Origin of the sequence: Advenella mandrilli, from assembly GCF_016595155.1 — a bacterium.
In the GTDB taxonomy this organism is placed as follows: Bacteria; Pseudomonadota; Gammaproteobacteria; order Burkholderiales; family Burkholderiaceae_B; genus Advenella; species Advenella mandrilli.
Map to the genome: position 1 here is coordinate 34,238 of NZ_JAENGP010000013.1, position 22,760 is coordinate 56,997.

At 51.9% G+C, this 22,760-nt stretch carries 22 protein-coding genes; 10 read left to right on the forward strand and 12 right to left on the reverse strand.

The genetic code is table 11. The annotated features are described in order from the left end of the window. Nucleotides 1-37: 37 nt before the first annotated feature. The gene (locus JHL22_RS11630) at nucleotides 38-832 is read right to left on the reverse strand and encodes an IclR family transcriptional regulator (RefSeq protein ID WP_200237578.1); all 795 of its coding nucleotides are present in this window, start codon (nucleotides 830-832) and stop codon (nucleotides 38-40) included. Nucleotides 833-952: 120 nt separating this feature from the next. On the opposite strand from JHL22_RS11630, the gene JHL22_RS11635 reads away from it, so the two are divergent. From JHL22_RS11635 to JHL22_RS11660, 6 genes are all read left to right on the forward strand, one after another. Beyond that, nucleotides 953-2,134 carry a thiolase family protein gene (locus JHL22_RS11635; protein ID WP_200237580.1) on the forward strand — a complete coding sequence of 394 codons (1,182 nt, stop codon included), beginning with the start codon at nucleotides 953-955 and terminating at the stop codon, nucleotides 2,132-2,134. Nucleotides 2,135-2,163: 29 nt separating this feature from the next. Next, nucleotides 2,164-2,928: an SDR family NAD(P)-dependent oxidoreductase gene (locus JHL22_RS11640; protein ID WP_200237583.1), complete on the forward strand. Its 765-nt coding sequence runs from the start codon at nucleotides 2,164-2,166 to the stop codon at nucleotides 2,926-2,928. 113 nt (nucleotides 2,929-3,041) lie between these two features. Then, nucleotides 3,042-4,034 (forward strand): Bug family tripartite tricarboxylate transporter substrate binding protein, encoded by a 993-nt coding sequence (locus JHL22_RS11645; protein ID WP_200237586.1) that lies wholly within the window; start codon nucleotides 3,042-3,044, stop codon nucleotides 4,032-4,034. Nucleotides 4,035-4,052: 18 nt separating this feature from the next. Beyond that, a complete protein-coding gene (locus tag JHL22_RS11650; protein ID WP_234041258.1) occupies nucleotides 4,053-5,768 on the forward strand; it encodes a long-chain-fatty-acid--CoA ligase in 1,716 nt (571 codons plus the stop codon). Beyond that, nucleotides 5,765-6,940, forward strand: a complete 1,176-nt coding sequence (locus JHL22_RS11655; protein ID WP_200237588.1) for a CaiB/BaiF CoA transferase family protein — start codon at nucleotides 5,765-5,767, stop codon at nucleotides 6,938-6,940. The genes JHL22_RS11650 and JHL22_RS11655 overlap by 4 nt, the downstream gene beginning before the upstream one ends. A 115-nt stretch (nucleotides 6,941-7,055) precedes the next feature. Next, nucleotides 7,056-8,273 (forward strand): RNA-guided endonuclease InsQ/TnpB family protein, encoded by a 1,218-nt coding sequence (locus JHL22_RS11660; RefSeq protein WP_200237591.1) that lies wholly within the window; start codon nucleotides 7,056-7,058, stop codon nucleotides 8,271-8,273. A gap of 234 nt (nucleotides 8,274-8,507) precedes the next feature. Here the strand turns inward: JHL22_RS11660 and JHL22_RS11665 are convergent, their stop codons facing one another. The 9 genes from JHL22_RS11665 to rpe all read right to left on the reverse strand — a co-directional run bounded on the left by JHL22_RS11665 (nucleotide 8,508) and on the right by rpe (nucleotide 17,317). Continuing rightward, entirely contained in the window at nucleotides 8,508-10,157 is a 1,650-nt protein-coding gene (locus JHL22_RS11665) for a DEAD/DEAH box helicase (RefSeq protein WP_200237593.1), read from the reverse strand. A 385-nt stretch (nucleotides 10,158-10,542) separates the two neighbouring features. Next, entirely contained in the window at nucleotides 10,543-11,304 is a 762-nt protein-coding gene (locus JHL22_RS11670; RefSeq protein WP_200237596.1) for a uracil-DNA glycosylase, read from the reverse strand. Beyond that, nucleotides 11,305-11,751: an HIT family protein gene (locus JHL22_RS11675; protein WP_200237598.1), complete on the reverse strand. Its 447-nt coding sequence runs from the start codon at nucleotides 11,749-11,751 to the stop codon at nucleotides 11,305-11,307. Between the two features lie 4 nt (nucleotides 11,752-11,755). Next, the gene (gene trpC, locus JHL22_RS11680; protein WP_200237600.1) at nucleotides 11,756-12,547 is read right to left on the reverse strand and encodes an indole-3-glycerol phosphate synthase TrpC; all 792 of its coding nucleotides are present in this window, start codon (nucleotides 12,545-12,547) and stop codon (nucleotides 11,756-11,758) included. After that, on the reverse strand, nucleotides 12,544-13,575 hold the full coding sequence (gene trpD / locus JHL22_RS11685) for an anthranilate phosphoribosyltransferase (RefSeq protein ID WP_200237603.1): 1,032 nt from the start codon (nucleotides 13,573-13,575) through the stop codon (nucleotides 12,544-12,546). The genes trpC and trpD overlap by 4 nt, the downstream gene beginning before the upstream one ends. Further along, the gene (locus JHL22_RS11690) at nucleotides 13,572-14,144 is read right to left on the reverse strand and encodes an anthranilate synthase component II (protein WP_200237605.1); all 573 of its coding nucleotides are present in this window, start codon (nucleotides 14,142-14,144) and stop codon (nucleotides 13,572-13,574) included. The genes trpD and JHL22_RS11690 overlap by 4 nt, the downstream gene beginning before the upstream one ends. A gap of 24 nt (nucleotides 14,145-14,168) precedes the next feature. Next, nucleotides 14,169-15,692 carry an anthranilate synthase component I family protein gene (locus JHL22_RS11695; protein WP_200237845.1) on the reverse strand — a complete coding sequence of 508 codons (1,524 nt, stop codon included), beginning with the start codon at nucleotides 15,690-15,692 and terminating at the stop codon, nucleotides 14,169-14,171. 233 nt (nucleotides 15,693-15,925) lie between these two features. After that, a complete protein-coding gene (locus tag JHL22_RS11700) occupies nucleotides 15,926-16,597 on the reverse strand; it encodes a phosphoglycolate phosphatase (RefSeq protein ID WP_200237608.1) in 672 nt (223 codons plus the stop codon). A gap of 9 nt (nucleotides 16,598-16,606) precedes the next feature. Next, nucleotides 16,607-17,317 carry a ribulose-phosphate 3-epimerase gene (gene rpe, locus JHL22_RS11705; protein WP_200237611.1) on the reverse strand — a complete coding sequence of 237 codons (711 nt, stop codon included), beginning with the start codon at nucleotides 17,315-17,317 and terminating at the stop codon, nucleotides 16,607-16,609. Nucleotides 17,318-17,408: 91 nt separating this feature from the next. Between rpe and apaG the strand changes: the two genes are divergently transcribed. From apaG to JHL22_RS11725, 4 genes are read left to right on the forward strand one after another with little or no spacing between them, the layout of a single operon-like run. Beyond that, nucleotides 17,409-17,783, forward strand: a complete 375-nt coding sequence (apaG, locus tag JHL22_RS11710) for a Co2+/Mg2+ efflux facilitator ApaG/CorD (protein ID WP_200237613.1) — start codon at nucleotides 17,409-17,411, stop codon at nucleotides 17,781-17,783. A gap of 25 nt (nucleotides 17,784-17,808) precedes the next feature. Then, nucleotides 17,809-19,080: a murein transglycosylase A gene (gene mltA, locus JHL22_RS11715; protein WP_200237848.1), complete on the forward strand. Its 1,272-nt coding sequence runs from the start codon at nucleotides 17,809-17,811 to the stop codon at nucleotides 19,078-19,080. Next, on the forward strand, nucleotides 19,077-20,252 hold the full coding sequence (locus JHL22_RS11720; protein WP_200237616.1) for an FAD-dependent oxidoreductase: 1,176 nt from the start codon (nucleotides 19,077-19,079) through the stop codon (nucleotides 20,250-20,252). The genes mltA and JHL22_RS11720 overlap by 4 nt, the downstream gene beginning before the upstream one ends. Nucleotides 20,253-20,305: 53 nt before the next feature. After that, nucleotides 20,306-21,067: a DsbC family protein gene (locus JHL22_RS11725; protein ID WP_200237618.1), complete on the forward strand. Its 762-nt coding sequence runs from the start codon at nucleotides 20,306-20,308 to the stop codon at nucleotides 21,065-21,067. Nucleotides 21,068-21,121: 54 nt separating this feature from the next. On the opposite strand, the gene JHL22_RS11730 is transcribed toward JHL22_RS11725, so the two are convergent. Continuing rightward, a complete protein-coding gene (locus JHL22_RS11730) occupies nucleotides 21,122-21,847 on the reverse strand; it encodes a pyrimidine 5'-nucleotidase (RefSeq protein ID WP_200237621.1) in 726 nt (241 codons plus the stop codon). A gap of 2 nt (nucleotides 21,848-21,849) precedes the next feature. Beyond that, entirely contained in the window at nucleotides 21,850-22,755 is a 906-nt protein-coding gene (gene argB / locus JHL22_RS11735) for an acetylglutamate kinase (protein ID WP_200237623.1), read from the reverse strand. Nucleotides 22,756-22,760 lie beyond the last annotated feature (5 nt).

The following is a 22,760-nucleotide window of genomic DNA, read 5'->3' on the forward strand; positions in this document are numbered from 1 at the left end:
TGTCTCTCTCTCTTTTGTAAAAATGGAAGGAATGGGTTCAGATACTGTAATTGGGATTGCCCAATGATGATTCAACGGTTCTTACCAGGGTAATCAGCCTGGGGGCGATATCTTCGTCAATATGTTTGCTTTCTTCGCTGTAAACCGGCACCGAAGCGGCAAACATCCAGTATTCGTTGTCGATGGGTTTTCTCAGGGGCACGGCAATGGCATCAATTTCACGATGGAAATCACGATGCCCACGGCAGAAACCCAGTTTTTCAAGGTCATTGGCGGCGTCTTGCAGGCGCTCTTCAAACCATGCCCGTTGGCCTGGATATTTTTTTTCAAGGTCTGTCAGGTAGCGCTCGCGGAACTCTGGCGGGATGGAATTGATATAGGCACGGCCAGTGGATGTTTTTGAAATGGACATGCGTACACCCACTTCCGGCCGATATATTTTGCTATTGGCACCTTGTGCGATTTCTACGTAACACATTTTGCTTTTGCTGCCCATGACCAGTTGCACCTGGCCTGAAATGTGGTTGGCCAGTTCCTGCATGAGGGGGCGGGCAATCTGGCGGATGGTCATGCGTTGCAAGACGGGCGCTGACAGGTTTAACAAACCGGCACCGGGCACAAATTTGGACAGGCGGTCAGAGTAGCGGATTAAACCGTACTCACTTAAGGTATCCAGCAGCCGGAACAGGGTAGGTTTGGGCAGGCCTGTTTTTTCACCGATTTCTTTGGCACTGAGCTCATATTGAACGGGCGAAAAACAGTTGAGGATATTAATGCCCCTGGCAAGCGCACTGACCAGTTTGCTTTCATCTGGGGTTTCTGAAGTAGACATTGTTTATTCTCTTTATAAATTAAATTATTTGCGATTTAATAAAATTATGATACATTAATATCAAAATATCAATTAAATTATTTAAATAATGAGACATAAGTTTCATTTTAAGGAGATAAAATGGAAGAAGCCGTAATCGTTGATGCCATCAGAAGCCCGATTGGCCGTTCCAAGACCGGTGGTGCCTTTACCCAAATGCATCCCACCGATTTATTGGCGCAATTGTTAAAGGGCCTGGTTGAGCGTAACAAGCTGGATCCGGCCATGGTAGATGATGTGATTACCGGTTGCGTCAGCCAGGTAGGGGCGCAGTCCGGCACACCGGGTCGTGTGGCATGGCTGGCAGCAGGCTTTCCCGAACATGTTCCTTCCACCACGATTGACCGCAAGTGTGGCTCAAGCCAACAGGCCGTGCATTTTGCGGCCCAGGGCATTATGGCGGGAGCTTACGATATCGTGATTGCCTGCGGTATCGAGTCCATGAGTCATGTGCCTATGGGGGTGTCCCGGTTAGATCAAAACCCTTACGGTGAAGAATTCCTGAAGCGTTATGAGCCAGGTCTGGTGTCACAGGGCGTATCGGCTGAATTGGTGGCGGCAAAATGGGATATTTCCCGGCAAGAGCTGGATGAATACAGTGCCCGCTCTCATGAACGGGCGCATCAGGCCCGGGAAACTGGCTTATTCAAACGTGAAATTTTACCCATCAATACCGTTAATGGCGTGGTGGATCAAGATGAAACCATCCGCCCCGGTACGCAGGCCAGCAAATTGGCCGAACTGAAATCTCCCTTTGAAAATGAAGCCATCTCGCAACGGTTTCCGCAAATTGGCTGGCATGTCACGGCAGGTAATGCCTCGCAAATTAGTGATGGGGCAGCAGCCATGCTTATCATGAGCCGGACCATGGCTGAAAAACTGGGCCTGAAACCCCGTGCCCGTTTCGTGGCGTTTGATGTGCGGGGTGATGACCCCTTGTTAATGCTAACCGCACCCATCAGTTCCAGCCGCAAGGCCATTGATAAAAGCGGCCTGAAGCCGGCAGATATTGATCATATTGAGGTGAATGAAGCCTTTGCCAGTGTGCCTTTGGCCTGGCAACGCGAGTTTCAGCTTGATGAGGCGAAACTGAATCCAAGAGGCGGGGCGATAGCGCTGGGGCATCCTTTGGGGGCTTCAGGGGTGCGCTTAATGACTACCATGTTGCATGCGCTTGAAGATAATAATCAACGCTATGGCTTGCAAACCATGTGCGAGGCAGGTGGCATGGCAAATACCACCATTATTGAAAGATTAAACTAATTGAAAATAGAATAAGGCAGGAGATACTTATGCAGTTGCAGGAAAATATGTCGGCAGTAGTAACGGGTGGCGCATCAGGCCTGGGCCTGGCTACCGTAGAAAAACTGCTCGCTAAAGGCGTGCAGGTGGTCATCGCCGACCTGAATGACAAGGGGCAGGAAGTGGCGCAGCAGTTGGGGGCGGGGGCCTACTTTGTCAAGGCGGATGTTTGCGAGCCGGAACAAATGAAAGCGGTCATTGAGAAAGCGGTTTCATTGGCTCCTTTGCGGGCACTGGTGCATTGTGCCGGATACGGTGCCCCCATTCGGGTGGTTGAAAAAGACGGTGAGCCAGGCGATCTGGCAAAATTTGAATCCATTATCCGCGTTAATGTGATTGGTACTTTTAACTCATTGCGTCTGGCCGCAGCGGCCATGGCTAAAAATGAACCGTTGGATGGTGAGCGTGGCGCTTGCGTGTTAACGGCTTCGGTGGCGGCCTATGAAGGGCAAATTGGCCAGATTCCCTATTCTTCGGCAAAAGCCGGCGTTGTGGGCATGACACTGGTGGCGGCACGGGATCTGGCGCAACGCCAGATCCGTGTTAATACGATTGCCCCCGGTTTGTTTGATACACCGTTGTTATCAAAACTGCCAGAGCATGTGAAATCGGCGTTGGGCGCATCGGTGCCACATCCGGCGCGTTTGGGCTTTCCGTCAGAATACGCCTCATTGGCGGTGCAGATGCTGGAAAACGCCATGCTTAATGGTGAAACGATCCGGCTTGACGGTGCCATTCGCATGACACCCCGTTAATTTTTTTAAACGCTAACATGACCAATGGCCGGTTCCGCTTATTAAATCATAAACAGTTGCGGTGCCGGTTTGCAAAATAGTAGCAACATTCTGAATTTTTACAGGAGACTAAAATGAAGAAGGTAACAAGACGTACGGCAGTATCCATGTTGTGTGCGGCAGCGGTGGGCATGAGTGCCCTGCTGACGGCAAATGTGCAGGCAAGTACGGGCAATTATCCCGATAAATCCATTCGTATCGTCGTTCCATACCCGCCGGGTGGGGGAACCGACACCATCGCCCGCATGATTTCGCACGAACTGGCCACAGAGCTTGGCGCAACCGTATGGGTTGAAAACAAACCAGGGGCCAGCGGCACGATTGGGAATCAGTCGGTTGCGAGGGCAGACCCTGATGGCTATAGCGTATTGCTGGGCATTACGGCACTGGTCCAGGCGCCCTGGTTGTATAAAAAATTGCCCTATGAGGTCAGTGATTTGACACCGGTGTCACAAGTAGCGCTGTCCTCTGATGTATTTGTGGTGAAAAGTGAGCTTCCGGTTAATACGATGGAAGAGTTTATTGAACACGTGAAGAAAAATCCGGGTAAGTATTCTTACGGTTCTTACGGCAATGGCACCTCTTCCCATTTGCATGGTGAACAGTTCAAAGTGATTAACGGTATTGATCTGATGCATATTCCTTACCGGGGTTCAGGTCCTGAAGTGACCGCCATGTTAAGTGGTGAGCTGACATCGGCCTTTATTGATATCACGGCGATTAGCCCACATCTTCAGTCTGACAAATTCAAGATTCTGGGTGTGACCGGTTCAAAACGGTTAACCTCTTTGCCAGAGGCCAGGACATTTAGTGAAATGGGTATGGATGGCTTCAATGCCAATGGCTGGTTTGGGTTCTTTGTGCCGGCAGGTACGCCAGAGCCGATTGTGAACCAGCTAAGCGAAAAAATCCAGAAAGTCATGAAAATGCCAAAAATTCATGACCGTTTAACCGATATGGGCCTGATTCCTGTGGGTAATTCTGCCGCTGAATACGCCAAAATCGTTAAAGAGGATTTGGCCGAATATGGCAAAGTTGCAAAGGAAACCGGTATCCGGATGGATTAACCCGGAATATGTTGGTAAATGGCAGATTCATCAGGAGACAATAACGTAATGAGCCCAATCAAGAATAAGTTCTGGCCTAAAGGGGTACCGGCCACGGGGACTGTACCGCATGTAACGCTTCCCCATTATCTTGAAACCGCTGCTTTGCGATACCCGGAAAAAACCGCAATTGTTTATTGCGGCAGGCGGATCACTTACCGTGAACTGAAGCAATACACCGATGCGATGGCCGGGTTTTTGCAACAGAAAATGCAGCTGGGCAAAGGCGACCGTGTCCTGTTGATGAGCCAGAACTGTCCGCAGTTTGTGATTGCATATTATGCCGTCTTGCAGCTGGGGGCAGTGATTGTACCCGTTAATGCTATGTGTACCACTTCTGAAATCCAGTACTATATGTCTGATAGTGGAGCTCGCTGTGCCTTTGTTGCCCAGGAACTGCTAAAGCAGTTGGCCCCTTGCATGCAAAGCAATCAGGAAGGTGGATTGCAGCACGTCATGGTGCATGCTTATCGTGATTTTGTAGAAGATCTTGACGACCCTGACTTGCCTGATTTTGTGAAGCATGGCAGTGACTTTGCACTCACTGATGGCATGGTTTTGTTTTCAGATGCTCTGAATGCCGGTTTGGTGGCTGAACCGGTACAAACCGGCCCCGATGATTTTTGCGTACTGCCTTATACATCAGGAACAACCGGCAAACCCAAAGGGTGTATTCATACCCATGCTACCTTATTGGGGTCATTGGTGAATTCAGCCATCTGGCGTCATTTGCATGCCGAATCGGTCATGCTTTCCGTCGCGCCCATGTTTCATATGCTAGGCATGCAAAATGGCATGAATATGCCCATTATGCTGGGCGCCACACTGATTATGATGCCGCGCTGGAATGCCGGTCTGGCATTGAAACTCATGGAAAAACATCGGGTTTCGGTCTGGACGGCACCGCCCGCGATGGTGTTGGATTGTTTTTCGCAAGCCGATGCCCTGCAGCGTGACTTATCCAGCCTGGCCCTCTTGTCAGGGGGGGGGGCAGCCATGCCGGAAGCCATTGCCGCCATGCTTAAAGAACGGTTTGGCATTGTTTATAACGAGGGTTATGGCATGACGGAAACTGCTTCTTTCCTGCATTGTAATCCGGTTGAAAACAGCAAGCGGCAGTGCCTGGGTATTCCAACCCAGGGGGTGGATTCCCGTATTGTTGATCCGGCCACCTTGCAGGAGTTACCGCAGGGCGAAGTGGGCGAACTCATTACCAGTGGGCCGCAGGTCATGAAAGGCTACTGGCAAAATGAACCGGCCAACAAGGAGTCTTTCCTTGAACGTGATGGCCGGATATTCTTTCGTACCGGTGACCTGGCACGGATTGATGAAGACGGTTATTTTTTCATGTGTGACCGCCTTAAACGGATGATTAACGTATCGGGTTATAAAGTCTGGCCCAGTGAAGTTGAAAATACGTTTTATGACCACCCGGCCATTCATGAGGTATGTATTGTTGGTATTCAGGATAGCGTTAAGGGTGAGACGGTCAAAGCGCTGGTGGTTCTGAAACCGGAATATGAAGGCAAGCTGTCTGCGCAGGAACTGATTGCCTGGGCCAGGGAAAATATGGCGGTTTACAAAACCCCCAGATTGGTTGAGTTTGTTGATGAATTGCCAAAATCCAATACCGGCAAAATCATGTGGCGTAAACTACAGGCAGAACAAAACAACCCATTAGGAGAAAAGGCATGACTCAGGTTTCAGGCGCACCACTGCAAGGGGTCAGGGTGCTGGATTTAACCCGTTTGCTACCGGGCCCGGCTTGTGCCATGCATCTGGCTGATATGGGCGCCGAGGTGGTTAAGGTGGAAGATACCGGTGCCGGTGATTATGCATGGGCGGCTTTGCGCTCCCAGGTAAACCGGAATAAACGGGGCTTGCAGCTTGATCTTAAAAAAGAAGAAGGCAAGGCCTTGTTTCTGGACTTGTGTGAAAAAGCCGATGTGCTGATAGAAGGCTTCAGGCCGGGTGTAATGGAGCGCCTGGGCGTTGGCTATGAAACGGTAAAGCAGCGTAACCCGGCTATTGTGTATTGCAGTATGACTGGTTATGGGCAAACCGGCCCATACAGCCAGGCTGCCGGTCATGACATTAATTATATTGCCCGGGCAGGCGTTGCCGATCAGGTAGGTAATGGTGCAGGCAAACCGGCACTGTCCAACTTGCCTTTGGCTGATTTGCTGGGTGGAGCGTCTACCGCCACTATTGGCATACTGGCTGCCCTGTTTGATGCGCAACGCACTGGCAAGGGCCGCTTGGTGGATATTTCCTTTTCCGATGGGATACTGGCTTATGCCGGTTTGCCGATGGCGGCACTCAATGAATTCGGTCAGGCTACCCCAGCCGGCATCACCAAGTTAACGGGGGCGGAAGCCTATTACGGCTTTTATGAAACGGCAGATCATCGTTATATTGCCGTTGGTGCTTTCGAGAAAAAATTCTGGGATGAGTTTTGTGAGCTGATTGAACGGGAAGACTTGAAACCACTGCATGGTACGCTCGAACCGGAAAAAAGTGATTATGCCAGGCAAGAGCTGGGCCGTTTGATTGCCGCCCACGACTTCGCCTGGTGGAGCGCCAAACTGGACGGCAGTGATTGCTGTGTCACGCCTGTTTTAAATTTGAATGAAACAGCCTGTGATGAGCACTTTAAAGAGCGTGGCATGATTATTGAGTCAAGCAATGAGAAGGGAGTAACCGTACGGCAACTGGGTAGTCCGTTCAAAATGAGTGGTTTTGAGTTTTCCATTCACACGCCATCACCCGCAGCGGGACAGCATACTAGAGAGGTGTTGCAGGACTGGGGGGTGGATACTCAGCGTATCAGGAAATTGCTTGATGAAAAGGTGGTTGTTCAGGGGTGACGTTTATCGGATTTGCGCGTAAAACCCCGTGGTTCAGGGCGGGGATGTAAGCGCGGACGGCGAAGCCGTCCTTCCCGTTGTTGTCATCGCTCATAGAGCAGAGTATGATTGATTCATGCAACGACTTCAAGCCTTTAAATTTGAATTGATGCCAAACGGCGAACAGCAGCGCGCCATGCGCCGTTTCGCTGGTTCGTGCCGGTTCGTCTATAACAAGGCGCTGGCGATGCAAAAAGAGAACCGCGAGGCCGGCAACAAGTTCATTGGCTATGTGCCGATGGCGGCCAACCTCCCAATCTGGAAACGCGAGACCGGCCAAGAATGGCTCAAGGATGCGCCGTCACAGGCATTGCAACATGCCTTGAAGGACTTGGAAAAAGCCTACAAGAACTCTTTTGCCAAACGCGCCAACTTCCCGCGTTTCAAGCGAAAAGGTAGCGGCGACCGCTTTCGCTACCCCGAGCCGAAACAGATCAATCTCGATCAGGACAACAGCCGCATTTTCTTGCCCAAACTCGGTTGGCTGCGCTATCGCAACAGCCGCGAGGTGCTGGGCGAGGTGCGCAACGCCACCGTGAGCCAGTCGGGCGGCAAATGGTTCGTGTCGATTCAAACCGAACGGGAAATAGAGCCACCTTTGCCAACCGCGACAAGCGCCATTGGCATTGATGTCGGCATTGCCCGGTTCGCCACCATGAGCGACGAAAACTATATCGCGCCGCTCAACAGCTTCAAGCAGCATCAGCAGCGCCTGGCTCGTTACCAGCGCCGCATGAGCCGCAAGGTCAAATTCAGCAACAACTGGAAAAAGGCGAAAGCCAACGTTCAGAAGATTCACACCAGCATCGCTCATGCCCGGAAAGACTTCCTGCACAAAGCCACCATGACGATCAGCCAAAACCACGCGCTCGTATGCATTGAGGATTTGCAGGTACGGAATATGTCCAGGTCTTCCAGGGGCAGCAACGAACAGCACGGCAAGAGGGTGAAGCAGAAGTCCGGTCTGAACCGTGCCATTCTTGATCAGGGCTGGGGCGAGTTCAGGCGGCAACTGGACTACAAGGTGTCGTGGAATGGCGGCATACTGTTGGCCGTGCCGCCACACGATACCAGTCGCACTTGCCCGTGCTGCGGTCATGTATCGAAAGGCAATCGGCAAACACAAGCGAAATTCTTGTGTGTCGATTGCGGCTACGAAAATCACGCCGATGTCGTTGGCGCGATCAATGTGTTAGAGCGGGGATACCGCTTGTTAGCCTGTGGAGAGTTGGCGCAGTCAGGCCGCTCGATGAAGCAGGAACCCGCCGAAGCGACTCAAGCAGTTTTTGTTTGAGCGCCGTAGGAATCGCCGCCCTTTAGGGCGGGGAGGATGTCAAGTATGCATTCTCACGCAGTGAGCGTGGTAATGAGGGAAATGGGGTATTAACGTAATAAATAGATCTATTTCGAGGGCGATAATTTTGTTAAAGATAAAGCCAAGGAAGGCGGAAATAGTATTACATAAATAAAAAAAGGGAATCGTTATTAACGATTCCCTTTTTGTTTAAGCTTTAATCAAGTGGATTGATTACGCCCAGCTTCGAGCGGTAGTTTTTTTCTTGCCCTGAGAAAAAGACTCTTTGCCGCCTTTGCTAAACGGACGGTCGCTACTACGTGATGCTGGACGGCCTTCTTTTACCGGGCGATCACCACCGAAGCCACCGCGAGCGGGGCGGTCACCAAAACCCGCCTTGGCAGGACGATCACCGAAAGAAGGGCGGTCACCACCGAAGCCGCCACGGGCAGGACGGTCGCCATAAGAAGGACGATCGCCTTGGGCGGCGCGGGCAGGACGGTCACTAAAAGAAGGGCGCTCTGCACGGGCAGGACGATCACCAAATGAAGGACGCTCTGCGCGGGCAGGACGATCGCCAAATTCAGCGCGGGGTTTGTCAAAAGATCTTTCCTGATCGCCTTTTCTCATGGAAAAGCCTGAACGGGACTGGTCTTTAGCTTTGTTGAATCTGCGCTCTCCGCCACCATTACGGCCACCGGCGCCTTTACCACCACCTTTGCGTCCGCGTGTGCTTTCTGCGGTTTTGGTGGGCTCAAGGCCTTCGATGGTTTCAGCGTTCAGGGTTTGACCGATGAAGTGTTCGATACGACGGATTTTGTGTTTTTCGCTATGGGTTGCCAGCGTGAAAGCCAGACCGCTTCTGCCAGCACGGCCGGTACGGCCAATACGGTGAACGTAGTCTTCGGCCTGCATGGGCAGATCATAGTTGATGGCGTGGCTGATGCCCTGTACGTCAATACCACGGGCGGCTACGTCGGTGGCAACCAGAACACGCAAACGGCCACGTTGCAGCTGGGTCAGGGTACGGGTACGCTGACGCTGGTTCATGTCGCCATGCAGGGCTGATGCCGAGAAACCTTCTTCGTCAAGACGGTCAGCCAGTGCGTCTGCACCGCGTTTGGTGGCAGTGAAAACAATCGCCTGGTCAACGGATGCGTCACGCAGCAGGTGGTCAAGCAGACGCATTTTATGTGATGCATCATCTGCGTACAGCAAGGTTTGCGTAATATTGGTGTGTTTTTGTTTCTGGTTTGAAATATCAATGCGTTTTGGCTCATTCAGCATATCAGCGGCCAGACGGGCAACCGAACCTTCAAAGGTCGCAGAGAACATGAGGGTTTGACGGTTGGCCGGTGTTTTTGCAACGATACTTTCGATGTCTTCAATGAAGCCCATGTCCAGCATGCGATCGGCTTCGTCAAGAATCAGGGTGTGAACCTGTGACAGGTTAACGCGCTTGGCATTCAAGTGGTCGATTAAACGGCCCGGTGTGGCCACCAGCACGTCTACGCGACGGGATAGCATCTTGATTTGGGCACCATAGGGCATACCACCCACAACGGTGGCAATACGCAAGTCCTGAATGCCTTCGCCATAGGTTTTGGTGGCTTCAGCTACTTGCTGGGCCAGCTCACGGGTTGGGGTCAGAACCAGTACCTGTACGCCGGCGCCTTTGTTGGCGGGCATGTTGGCAATGCGGTGAAGAGAGGGCAGCATGAATGCGGCGGTTTTGCCACTGCCGGTTTGGGCAGAAACAATCAGGTCATGCCCTTCCAGTGCCTGGGGAATAGAGGCGGACTGTACTGAAGTGGGTTCGGTATAACCGGATTTTTTCAGTGAAGCCAGAAGAATGGGCGATAAACCAAGAGTGTCGAATGACATAAGTGTCCTTAAAGTGTTAAGTAACAAGCCTGGGGATGTGTCTGTTTTGCGCAGAAACATCAAATACCACAGGCATGAACGAACACGATAGAACGCGCTTCATGCGAAGTATGAATGTGTGAGCAAACAGAAAACGAAAGGGGTAATGCCAGACGAGTTGTTGATCGGAGCATCGAGCCGACCGGATCAACCAATGGATGTATTTAAACAGCGTAGGTCAGGAGGTAGGAGCGATGATGATTGGCATATGGGCTACATAAACAATTAGCCATTAATTAACGATATTAACTAATTAACTGCTGAAATAAAAATTGCCAATCAATTTGCAGTAAGAAGACAATAATAAAGGGTTTTTACTAACTTGTAAAGCTAAAAAAACATTAAATCAGATATTTAAGGCAAGTTGTTGTATTTGTTTTGTGCCATTTTGTTTCAACGACCAGTTGACCGGGGGCAATTCATGAGCTGAAAGCCACGTATTACAGGCCTGGAAATGGCCATTGCCAAGAAAGGGTTCAGGGGGGCGGCTGGCCGATAACGGAGAGGGGTGGTTGCTTTTCAGGATAAGGTGGCTGCCATTGCCTGCCATAATCAGGGGGATCTTGCTTTGGGCATGGGCGCCCCATAACAGGAAGACGCAATGTGCCTGGTTGGCAAGATGGCTGATGACGGCATCGGTAATGCGGTGCCAGCCCAGTTTTGCATGGGAAGCAGGCTGGCCGTTTTCAACGGTGAGTACGGTATTAAGCAGCATGACACCCTGGCTGACCCAGGAATCCAGGTTATTTCCTTCCAGTCTGATGCCCTTGTATTCCCGGGCCAGTTCCTTGAAGATATTGCGCAGGCTGGGCGGGGTTCTTAGCTTGTCCGGGACGGAAAAAGCCAGCCCTTGTGCCTGGCCTGGGCCATGGTAGGGGTCCTGGCCCAGGATGACGACCCGGGTGTCTTCAGGCCCAAGCCGCTCGAATATTTTTAATGGTGCTGCCGGATAGATAATAGCCCCTGCCTGCAAGCGTTGGTGCAGGAAAGCGTTGATGTTTTCCAGTACCGGTTTAAGCGATGGCTGGTTAAACAGCGCCTGCCAGTGGGGATGGCAGCGTATAAGCTGATCGGACAGTGAGCTGTTAAAGCAGTTTGAAACAGTCATTCAGATGGTTGCCAATGCGAGGGTCAGGGCTTGGTGGTAGGCCGGTTTCAGACGGTTCATCTGGTTTAGGTATTTATGCCATTCGTCGGGCGCATCGCTACTGCTAAAGCGGGGCTTGCCCCAGGTAGAGCCCGGAAAGTGCCGGTCTTGGCTGACACGGGGAATAATGTGCCAGTGCAAATGGGGCACCACGGTGCCGAACTGCGCCAGATTGATTTTATCCGGGTTGAGTACCTGTCGCTGAACCGATTCCACACAAAAAACAAAACGCATGAGTTGCATTTGTTCGGCAGGGGAAAGGTCGGTCATTTCCTTGACGTGTTGTTGCCAGATAACACGGGTATAGCAAGGGTAGTCCGTCTCGGCGGCGTCAATAACGCGAACCTGCTCATTTTGCCAAATGAGCGGTTCATCGCTGGCCCTGCACAATACGCATGAGTCAGTCATTGGATTATTCCCGGATGAAATCAGCCAGTGCCAGGCCCGGGTCGGGTTCGCGCATGAAGGCCTCACCAATTAAAAAACCATACACATGATGGTCTTTCATTTTTTGAATGTCTTCATGTGAGTGAATGCCGCTTTCAGTAATGACGGTGCGGTTTTCGGGAATGAGTGGTAAAAGATCCAGGGTGTTCTGCAATGAGGTTTCAAAGGTGCGCAGGTTGCGGTTGTTGATGCCAACGAGCGGGGTTTTAAGCTCTAGGGCCATTTCCAGTTCGTCACGATCATGGACTTCAACCAGCACATCCATACCCAGTTCAAATGCCAGTTTTTCAAATTCCCTGAGTTGTTCTTTGGAAAGTGCAGACACAATCAGCAAAATGCAGTCGGCACCCAGGGCGCGGGCATGAATGATCTGGTAGGGATCAATAATAAAATCCTTGCGCAATACAGGTAGCGGGCAAGCGGCCCGGGCCTGGCGCAGGTAGTCGTTGGAGCCCTGGAAAAACTGGACATCGGTTAAGACAGACAGGCAGGCCGCACCGTTGGCGGCATAACTGCGTGCGATGTCTGGCGGGTTGAAATTTTCCCGGATGATGCCTTTGGACGGTGAGGCTTTTTTGATTTCCGCAATGACGGCTGCCTTGCCAGCATCGATTTTTTCGCGCAGGGCATTGGCAAACCCACGGACATCCTGCCGGGCCTTGGCTTCGCGCAGCAAGTCCGCTTCGCTGCGGATTTGCTTCTGGGAAGAAACCTCTTCTTTTTTGACGGCCAGTATATTGGCTAAAATATCGCTCATGAGTTGAATTTCCTTGTGAATGCACAGAATGCTTCCATTTTAGCCTTTGCCGCGCCGGAAGCAATCAATTCACGTGCCTGGTTTATCCCATCCTTGATGGAGTCGGCCTTGTTGCCGGTATAAATGGCCAGGCCGGCGTTGAGGATAACAATATCCCGGGCAGGGCCTTCATGGTTATCCAGGGCCTCACGCATTTTTTCCAGAGACTCTTCCCGGTTGGCTACTTTCAGGCTGCGATTGGAAACCATTTGCATGCCAAAATCTTCGGGGTGGATTTTATATTCGCTCACAACGCCGTCTTTCAGTTCGCCAACCAGGGTGGCGGCGCCCAGAGAGGCTTCGTCCATGCCATCAAGACCGTGGATGATCAGGACATGATTGGCGCCCAGTTGCTGCAAAACACGAACCTGGATGCCCACCAGATCGGGGTGAAAGACGCCCATCAGCTGGTTGCCAGCCTTGGCAGGGTTAGTCAGGGGACCCAGGATATTGAACATGGTACGAACGCCCAATGCCTTGCGTACTGTAGCAACATTTTTCATGCTGGCATGGTGGTGGGGCGCGTACATGAAACCGATGCCGGTGTTTTCGATACATTCGCGAACCTGTTCGGGCAGCAGCTCGATATTGGCACCCATGGCTTCCAGGGCATCGGCGCTACCAGAAGAGGATGAGGCGCTGCGATTGCCGTGCTTGGCAATTTGCACGCCTGCCGCTGCGGCAACAAACATGGCGGTGGTTGAAATGTTGAAGGTATTGCTGCCATCACCACCAGTGCCGCACATATCCAGCAGGTCATTGGTATTGTCCAGGTGGACCGGTGTGGCAAACTCGCGCATGACAGTTGCCGCGGCAGTCAGTTCACCAACAGTTTCCTTTTTAACCCGCAGGCCCATTAACAGGGCACTGGCAATTGTGTCGGGAACTTCGCCATTCATTAACTGGCGCATCAGGTACAACATTTCGTCATGGAAAATTTCGCGGTGTTCAATACAGCGGGTCAGTGCTTCGGTATAAGTGATTTTCATTTTTTGTCCAGATCCAGAAAGTTTTGCAACAGGGCGTGCCCATGCTCGCTGAGTACCGACTCGGGATGGAATTGCACGCCGTAAATGGGCAAGGTTTTGTGGGCGACACCCATGATTTCACCGTCTGCGGTTTCGGCGGTGATGGTCAGGCAGTCGGGCAGGGTTGCGCGTTCGATAGCCAGCGAGTGATAGCGGGTAACCGTGAAGGGAGAGGGCAGGCCCTTGAAAACATCGGTGCCAGCATGGGTGATGGGAGAAGTTTTGCCGTGCATGATTTGTTGAGCACGGATAATACGGCCACCAAAGGCGGCACCGATGGACTGGTGCCCCAGGCAAACCCCTAGAATGGGTTTTTTGCCGGCAAAGTGTTTGATCAGGTCCACTGAAATACCCGCCTCGGCAGGCGAGCAGGGGCCGGGTGAAACACAAATCAGGTCGGGGTTCAGGGCGGCAATTTCTTCAACCGTCATCTGGTCATTGCGCACGACCTTAACGTCTTCACCCAGTTCGCCAAAATACTGCACCAGGTTATAGGTGAAGGAATCATAGTTATCAAGCATCAGTAACATTGTTGTTATCCTTTTTTTGTACGGTTAAACGGGTTGGTCAAGGCCGTACTGAACCTGTTCGGCCGCACGTAAAACAGCGCGTGCCTTGGCTTCGGTTTCGAGCCATTCTTTTTCGGGGTCGGAGTCGGCCACAATGCCTGCCGCAGCCTGAACGTAAAGCATCCCGTTTTTAATCACGCCGGTACGAATTGCAATGGCTACATCCATGGTGCCGTTGTAGCTTAAGTAGCCGGCAGCGCCACCGTAGACACCACGGCGTACCGGTTCGAGTTCGTCGATGATTTCCATGGCCTTGACCTTTGGTGCACCGGTCAGAGTGCCGGCAGGAAAGGAGGCGCGCAAGACATCAATGGCACCCATGCCCGGCTTGAGTGTGCCCTTGACATTGGAAACCAGGTGCATCACGTGTGAGTAGCGTTCGATATTCATCTGGTCGGATACTTCAACGGTACCGGTTTGTGCGACACGTCCCACATCGTTGCGGGCCAGGTCGATCAGCATGACATGCTCGGCAATTTCCTTGGGGTCGGCCTTCAGCTCTTCGGCCAGTGCGGCATCTTCTGAAGGGGTTTCACCACGTTTGCGAGTGCCGGCCAGCGGACGGATGGTAATAGAAGACTGTTCCTGTTTGTTTTCATCAAGAAAAACCTCCTGGCGCACCAGGGTCTCTGGAGAGGAGCCCACAACGTGGAAATCGCCAAAATTCCAGAAGTACATGTACGGAGAGGGGTTTAGTGAGCGCAGGGCACGGTACAGGGATAGAGGGGAGTCGCGGAAGGGCTTGGCAATGACCTGGCCGACCTGGACCTGCATCAAGTCACCGGCAGCAATATGTTCTTTGGCTTTGAGGACCGCATTGAGGTAGTCCTGTTTTTTGAAGTCACGGATTTCTTCGGTGACCATGCTGGGCAGACTGTAAGGGATTTCAATGGGTTTACGCAGCATGGCGCGCAGTTTCAGAAGACGCTTCTGGGCTTTGCTGTAGCTTTCAGGGACGGCCGGATCGGCATAAATCATCAGGTAGGTGCGTCCGATCACGTTATCGACAATGACCAGCTCATCAACCTGCATCAGCATGATGTCAGGAATGCCTTCTTCCTGTCCATGCGGGAAAGGTTTGACGGCAGGGCCCAGGCTGGGTTCTATGTTGCGGACGGTATCGTAGCCGAAGTAACCGGCCAGGCCACCGGCAAAACGGGGAATGCCGGGGCGGGTGGCCACCTTGAAGCGCTGCTGGAAAGACTTGATGAATTCCAGCGGGTCTCCTTCATGGGATTCCACCACCAGGCCATCGGTAATGACGTCGGTGTGCTGTCCGTTTGCCGTGATAACGGTTTTGGCAGGCAGGCCAATAAATGAATAACGCCCAAACTGCTCACCGCCCACGACCGATTCCAGCAGGCAAGTCATGCGACCCGCTTCTTTGCCGGTATGGGCCAGTTTGAGGTAAATACCCAGGGTGGTATCCAGGTCCGCGTAGGTTTCCTTGACAATCGGAATGCGGTTGTAGCCTTGTGCTGCTAATGCGTTAAATTCAATTTCAGTCATCATAGTGGTCTCGTTTTTTTTCAATTAGACCGGGCAAAAATAAAAAACCCGGCCTAGCCATACAGGTTACCGGGAATTTATTTACTGCTTGATTGACGTTAAGGATGCGTGGACGCGCCTTTTACTTGAAAATCCCGGAACACAAACGCCACCAGCGCCAATAATTGGCGCAATAAGAAGAAGCGAATGCATTAAAAGGGGTTTTCATGGGCGTTACTGTTTTCCTGAATCTATCATTGATTTGCCAGCCATTGGGCCGCGCTAGTCATATCGTCAATAATAGCATCTACTTTAAGGGTTTGTACACTGTTTCCTTCGTTATATCCATAAGGCAGGATTAATACCGGCATGCTGGCAGCTTGCGCTGCCTGTACATCGTTAATCGAGTCGCCAATGAATACGCAGTTTTCAGGCGGATGCCCCAGCTTTTTACAGGCATGTAATAACGGTTCTGGATGTGGTTTTTTTCTGGCGCAGGTGTCACCGGACACCACTGTGTCAAAAAAACCGATCAGGCCGGTTTGAGTTAACAGGGGCAGGGTGAATGCCTCGGCCTTGTTGGTGACCACAGCCAGTTTGAGTCCTTGCGCCCTCATGGCTTTCAGGCCGTCGATGACACCGGGGTAAACCGTGCTGTTATCGCCATTGACCAAGTGGTAATGCCGGTTGAAAATTTCCCGCGCCTGGTTGAAGACCTCAGGGGGAAGTTCTTTTTTTTCAATACTGGCATTAATGGTGCGAACAATCAGATTGTCGATGCCTTTACCCACAAAGCTGGCAATGACATCTTGCCCCAGAGCGTGCATGCCCAGTTCAAGGCGCATGGCATTGGCGGCATGGGCAAGGTCGGGGATGCTGTCTACCAGGGTTCCGTCAAGATCGATAAGAACGGCGTTGATGGTCATGCCCTTCCTTTACAGTGAAGTGGCTGACGCGGCTTCGCCTTTGGCGATTTCGCGACGCATTTGTGCAATGATGGAGGCATAATCGGTTTGGCCGAAAATAGCCGAACCGGCTACAAAGGTGTCTGCACCGGCGGCACGGATCTGGGCGATATTGTCGATTTTCACGCCGCCATCCACTTCGAGTAAAATGGGTTGGCCGCCTGCGTTTTGCCATTGGTTAATGCGTGCTCTGGCCTGGCGCAGTTTGTCCAGCGTGTTGGGAATGAAACTTTGTCCGCCAAAACCCGGGTTGACTGACATCAGCAGGACGACATCAAGTTTATCCATGACATGATCCATGAAGGCAAGTGGGGTGCCCGGGTTGAAAACCAGGCCTGCCTGGCAGCCATGATCCCGGATAAGGCCCAGGCTACGGTCTATGTGCCGGGAGGCTTCGGGGTGGAAAGTGATGATATTGGCCCCTGCTTTGGCAAACATGGGGATCAGGCTGTCAACCGGTTCACACATCAGGTGGACATCAATGGGCGCGGTGGTATGCGGGCGAATGGCTTCGCACACCATTGGGCCGATGGTCAGGTTGGGGACATAATGGTTGTCCATGACATCAAAATGGATCCAGTCGGCACCGGCTTGAACGACATCGCGGACTTCTTCGCCCAGACGGGCAAAATCGGCGGATAGGATGCTGGGCGCAATTCGGGTAACATGCTGTATTGACATGATGATTTTTCGTAGTTAGAGATGGTGGAAGTACAATAAGCGGTTATTATTTCACATAAAATAGAGTGATCATTCATTCAGGAGAATTCTTTTGAAATCTGATAGCATCGAGGTTGAAGTCATTGCGCAATATCTGCCGGAGCAATCGGATCCTGAAAAAAGGCAGTATTTTTTTATTTATACGGTTCGTATCAGGAATAACGGTTTGTTTGCGGCGCAAATTATTAGCCGGCACTGGACTATCAAGGATGGCAACGAGCAGGTCCAGGAAGTCAGGGGCCTGGGGGTAATTGGGCAACAACCCCTGATTGCCGTAGGAGATACCTTTGAATACACCAGCGGTTGCCCGCTGAGCACGCCTTACGGCACAATGAAAGGCAGTTATCATTGTGTGGGTGAAAACGGGGTACCTTTCGATGTGGATATCCCTGAATTCGTGCTTACCGTACCCCGCACCTTACATTAAGAATTAAGAACGGAAAAAAATAATGATGAAACTTCGTCTTCTGGCCCTTTCAGCCGGTTCGGCTGTTTTGCTGGCTGCCTGTTCAGGCAGTGCCCCTTATGTCCCGGGTGAAAGCCCTGAAACGGTTGCGATTGACGCGCCCTTGACGGTGCCTGCGCTGTCATCATTCGCACAAACCGCCGAGCGCAAACTGTCGGGCCAGTATACCCGTGTGTCCTGGTCCGACTTGCCGGGTTGGGATCAGGAGCAGGTTGACAATCTTTGGCTAACCTTGGTAAACAATTGCCGGGGGCTGATGCGACCCATTTCCGGGTCCCTGACAATCCCGGCGCGTGCCACCCCACAAGCCTGGCAGCCGGTTTGCAAGGCCGTTGCCGAATCGGGTCAGCCGGTCCGCAGCAATAATGCCGCTTTTGTAAAAAATTTCCTTGAAACCCATTTGCAACCCTGGAAGGTATCCGGTGTAAATGGCAGCAGTAACACGGTCACCGGTTACTATGAACCGGTGGTCAGGGGCTCCCTGTCGCAAGGGGGGCAATACCAATGGCCCATGTATGCGCCACCGGCAGACTTGTTAACCATTGACCTGGGTGGCGTCTATCCCGAATTGGCTGGCAAGCGTATTCGGGGCAAGCTGGTTGACAATAAAGTCGTGCCGTATGATACGCGTGAGCAAATCAATGCCAGCGCCAACAAGCCTCCTGTCATTGCCTGGCTCGATGACCCCGTCGAAGCATTTTTTCTGCAAATTCAGGGTTCAGGCCGTGTTCTGCTTGATAATGGTGAAACCCTGCGCCTGGCTTATGCCGACCATAACGGCCGCCCTTATACTTCCATTGGAAAATGGCTGGCCGACAAAGGTGAAATAGCCATCAGTCAAGCATCCATGCAAAATATTAAGGCTTGGGCCAAGGCCAATCCCGGCCGGGTTAATGAAATGTTAAATGCCAATCAGGCCATGGTGTTTTTTCGGCCTGAAAAGGTCACTGATGAAGCCATTGGGCCTAAAGGGGCGTATGGGATTCCTTTAATTGCTCAAAGGTCGGTAGCGGTTGATCCCGTTTTTGTACCGCTGGGTTCACCCCTGTTTTTATCAACCACCCAGCCGGGTTCTAACACGCCATTAAGAAATGTGGTGTTTGCCCAAGATACGGGCGCTGCCATCAAGGGCGCTGCCCGAACCGATTTTTTCTGGGGCAGTGGTCCGGAAGCTGGCAATTTGGCTGGTAAAATGAAGCAGCAAGGAGAAGTTTGGATTTTATGGCCTAAACAGGCTGGAGCACCGAGTGCAAGATGAGTAAATATGATGTAGTGGTTTGCGGGGGCGGTATTGTGGGACTGTCCTGCGCGCTGGCTTTGGCCAGGCAAAGAGTCAATGTGTGTTTGTTGGGCCCCAGGAAAAAGCCCATGGCTAACCTTGGTGAGCAGTATCATCCAAGGATTTATGCGGTTTCTTCAGCCAGCCAGTTGTTTCTGCAAGAACTGGGTGTCTGGAATTCCATTCCTGGCGAACGCATTGTGCCGGTAGAAAACATGGAAATCCATGGTGACCGGGACGGTATGGTGGTGCTTGATGCCTGGCAGGCGGCACAAGCCGAACTGGCCTGGATCATGGAATCGGGTGAAATAGAACAGGCCTTGTTCCAGGCGGTGCAAATATTTGGCGTGCCCTGGGTTGACGACAAAATGCACAGTTATTCACCTGGGCAGGTCATCACAGAAAAAGGTAAAACGATACAGGCTGATTTATTCATCGGGGCTGATGGTGCCCGCTCCCCGTTACGTAAGGCTACGGGCCTGGCGCATGAAGCAAAGCCTTATGGGGATACCGGGCTGGTCTTGCAGCTCACCACTGAAAAACCGCATTTGAATACGGCTATCCAGTGGTTCCGTCCCAATGGCATCCTCGCCTTCCTGCCATTGCCCGATACCCGTGATGGCCATCAGGTTTCCATGGTGTGGTCATTGCGCGATGAACAGGCTAACGTGCTGCAGGCCATGAGTCCTGAGCAGCTGGCTGCAGAATTGCCAGGGCAGCTTGATGAAATTACGCAGGGCAGGTTGGGCAAGGTCAGTGTCCGCAGCCCTTTGTATGGTTTTCCACTTACTCTTGAAAAAGCCAAAATGACCGCACCGGGTATTGCCCTGGTGGGGGATGCCGCCCATCGGGTGCACCCCCTGGCAGGCCAGGGCCTTAATCTTGGCTTGGTTGATGCGCGGGTTTTATGCAGCACCTTGGCCCACAAGGAACCTTTTCGCTCTTTTGGCGATCTTAGAGTACTGGAACGTTATCAAAATGAACGTGCCGAAGCCATTCTGGCCATGCGCCTGGCTACCGATGGCCTGCACAAGCTGTTTGCCCTGCCATCATCGGGGCCTTTGGCGCTGTTGCGCAATGCCGGCATGGATGTGGTGCAACGCTTGCCGTTTGTCAAGCAGCGTCTGATTGCGGCGGCTTCGGGGCTTTAATTTATAGTTATCAAAGGCAGGTAGTTACCTGCTTTATACAGGAAACAGTTGGAATGAAATTGTATGTGAATAAATGGGCACGGCTCAAGGCTTTGTCGCTGTGTTGCCTGCTGGGCTTTGCCTCGTCACCGGCTTTGGCACAAGAAGCAAACAACACAACAGACAGCATTAAAGAAGCCATTGCTTCGGCGTTTGAGGTAGAAGTAACCGCTGTAGAACAAACTCCCTATGCGGGGATTTATGAAGTCCAGATGGGTACCAATATTGTTTACACCACTGAAAAAGCTGATTTTGTGATTGCCGGCAACCTGATTGATGCCAAGACCAAAAGCGATGTCACCAGTGAGCGGGTGGCTAAATTATCTGAAGTGCCTTTTGATACCTTACCGGTTGAACAGGCCGTTAAACGGGTTATTGGTAACGGTGAACGAAAAGTGGCTATTTTTGAAGACCCCAATTGTGGCTATTGCAAAAAACTCTATAAAGAGTTCGATGGCGTCGATAACGTGACCGTGTATACGTTCCTGATGCCTATCCTGGCGCCGGACTCTATGGTAAAAGCCAACAATATCTGGTGTGCCAAAGATCAGGCCCTGGCATGGGGAAACTGGATGGGCAGGAACGTGTCCCCGCCAACGGCAAAGTGTGAGGAAGAAACCCCCATTAGCAGTATTCTTGCCTTGGGTAAAACGCTGGGTGTTCAGGGTACGCCTGCCATGTTTTTTGAGGACGGCAGTCGCGTCAATGGTTATATGCCAGCAAAAAAAATTAATGAAGTACTGGACCGGCAAAGCCAGGTGGTTAGCCAGAATTAAGCATCAACACGACATTGACACATAAAAAAACCGGCCTGTAAAAGCCGGTTTTTTTTATGTGTATGAAAACGGGTGACGCAAAAGCTCGTGAACCGACTTTACCCGCAAGTCAACATAAGCTGGACGGATTTTATGCGTTGAGCTGAAGGGGGTGCCGGCATTGAAAATATGCACGGTTTTCAGGTGCAGCTGCTTGGCAATCTTCAGGTTTTTCAGGGTGTCTTCAACCAGGATGGTGTCGGTGGGTTTGCACTTTAGCAGGCCAAGCAGTTGGTGCATTAATGCGGGGGAAGGTTTGGGTCGGAAGGTGCCTTGCAGGCGCATTTGGTCAATGGAACAGATGCCGGCAAAGCAATGACGGATGCCCAGGGTATCAAGGACCGAACAGGCATAATCGTGTGGGGCATTGGTGAGGATGTATTTGATGCCGGGCACATTTTGCAATAATCTGGCCAGATTTCGTTCTGGTTTGACAAAATCGGGCGCATGAAAATCGTGGCTCATGTGCAGGAATTGCGAAGCATTGACACCGTGATGGCGTTCCATGCCAATCATGGTGGCACCGTAGCGTTCCCAGTATTTCTGCCGCAGTGCGGTGGCCGGCACAAAACCAATGCCCAGGGCTTTCATGATGGCTTTGGTCATGCTGACATCAATTTGGGCAAACACGGCATGAGAGGCATCGTGCAGGGTGTTGTCCAGGTCAAAAAGCCATACACGGCCGGTTTTTTTGTGTATGGCTTTTGCGCTTAACGGTTTGATCAGGCTGGAACAGGCCATGCCTAAGCGGTAATCATGGTGCCCACGCCTTTATCGGTAAGGATTTCCAGTAGCAGGCAATGCGGAACACGGCCATCCAGAACATGGACTGAGTTGACGCCATTTCTGGCGGCATCCAGTGCCGATGAGATTTTGGGCAGCATGCCGCCGGAGATCGTGCCATCGGCGAAAAGCTCATCAATAACCTTGGCGGAAAGACGACGCAGCAAATTGCCCGACTTGTCGAGGACACCCGGTGTATTGGTCATCATGAGGAGTTTTTCGGCCAGCAGGACTTCGGCTATTTTGCCAGCCACCACGTCGGCATTGATATTGTAGACATTGCCGTCTTCGGGATCGTAACCAATAGGGGAAATGACCGGAATAAACTGGTCATCTTGCAGGGCCTTGACCACGGAAGGGTCGATGCTGGTGATATCGCCAACAAAGCCGATATCCAGGGGTTCATCGGGATTTTCCCGGTTGGGCATTAATTTTTTGCGTGCCTGGATGAGGCCGCCATCCTTGCCAGTCAGGCCAACCGCCTTGCCACCGGCTTCGTTGATCATCATGACAATGTCTTGCTGGACCTGGCCGCCCAAGACCCATTCAACCACTTCCATGGTATCGGCATCGGTAACGCGCATGCCCTGGATGAAGTTGCCGTCTTTGCCCAGGCGTTTGAGGGCGCTGTCGATTTGTGGGCCACCCCCGTGAATCACAATGGGATTCAGGCCGATAAGCTTGAGCAGAACAACGTCGCGGGCAAAACTGCGTTGCAGGCTTTCTTCGGTCATGGCGTTGCCACCATATTTGATGACAACGGTTTTGCCATGAAAACGGCGAATATAAGGCAGCGATTCGGAAATAATATCCGCTTTTACGGCAGGCGGAACAACATTGATATCCTGTGGCAAAATGTCGGTCATTTTTT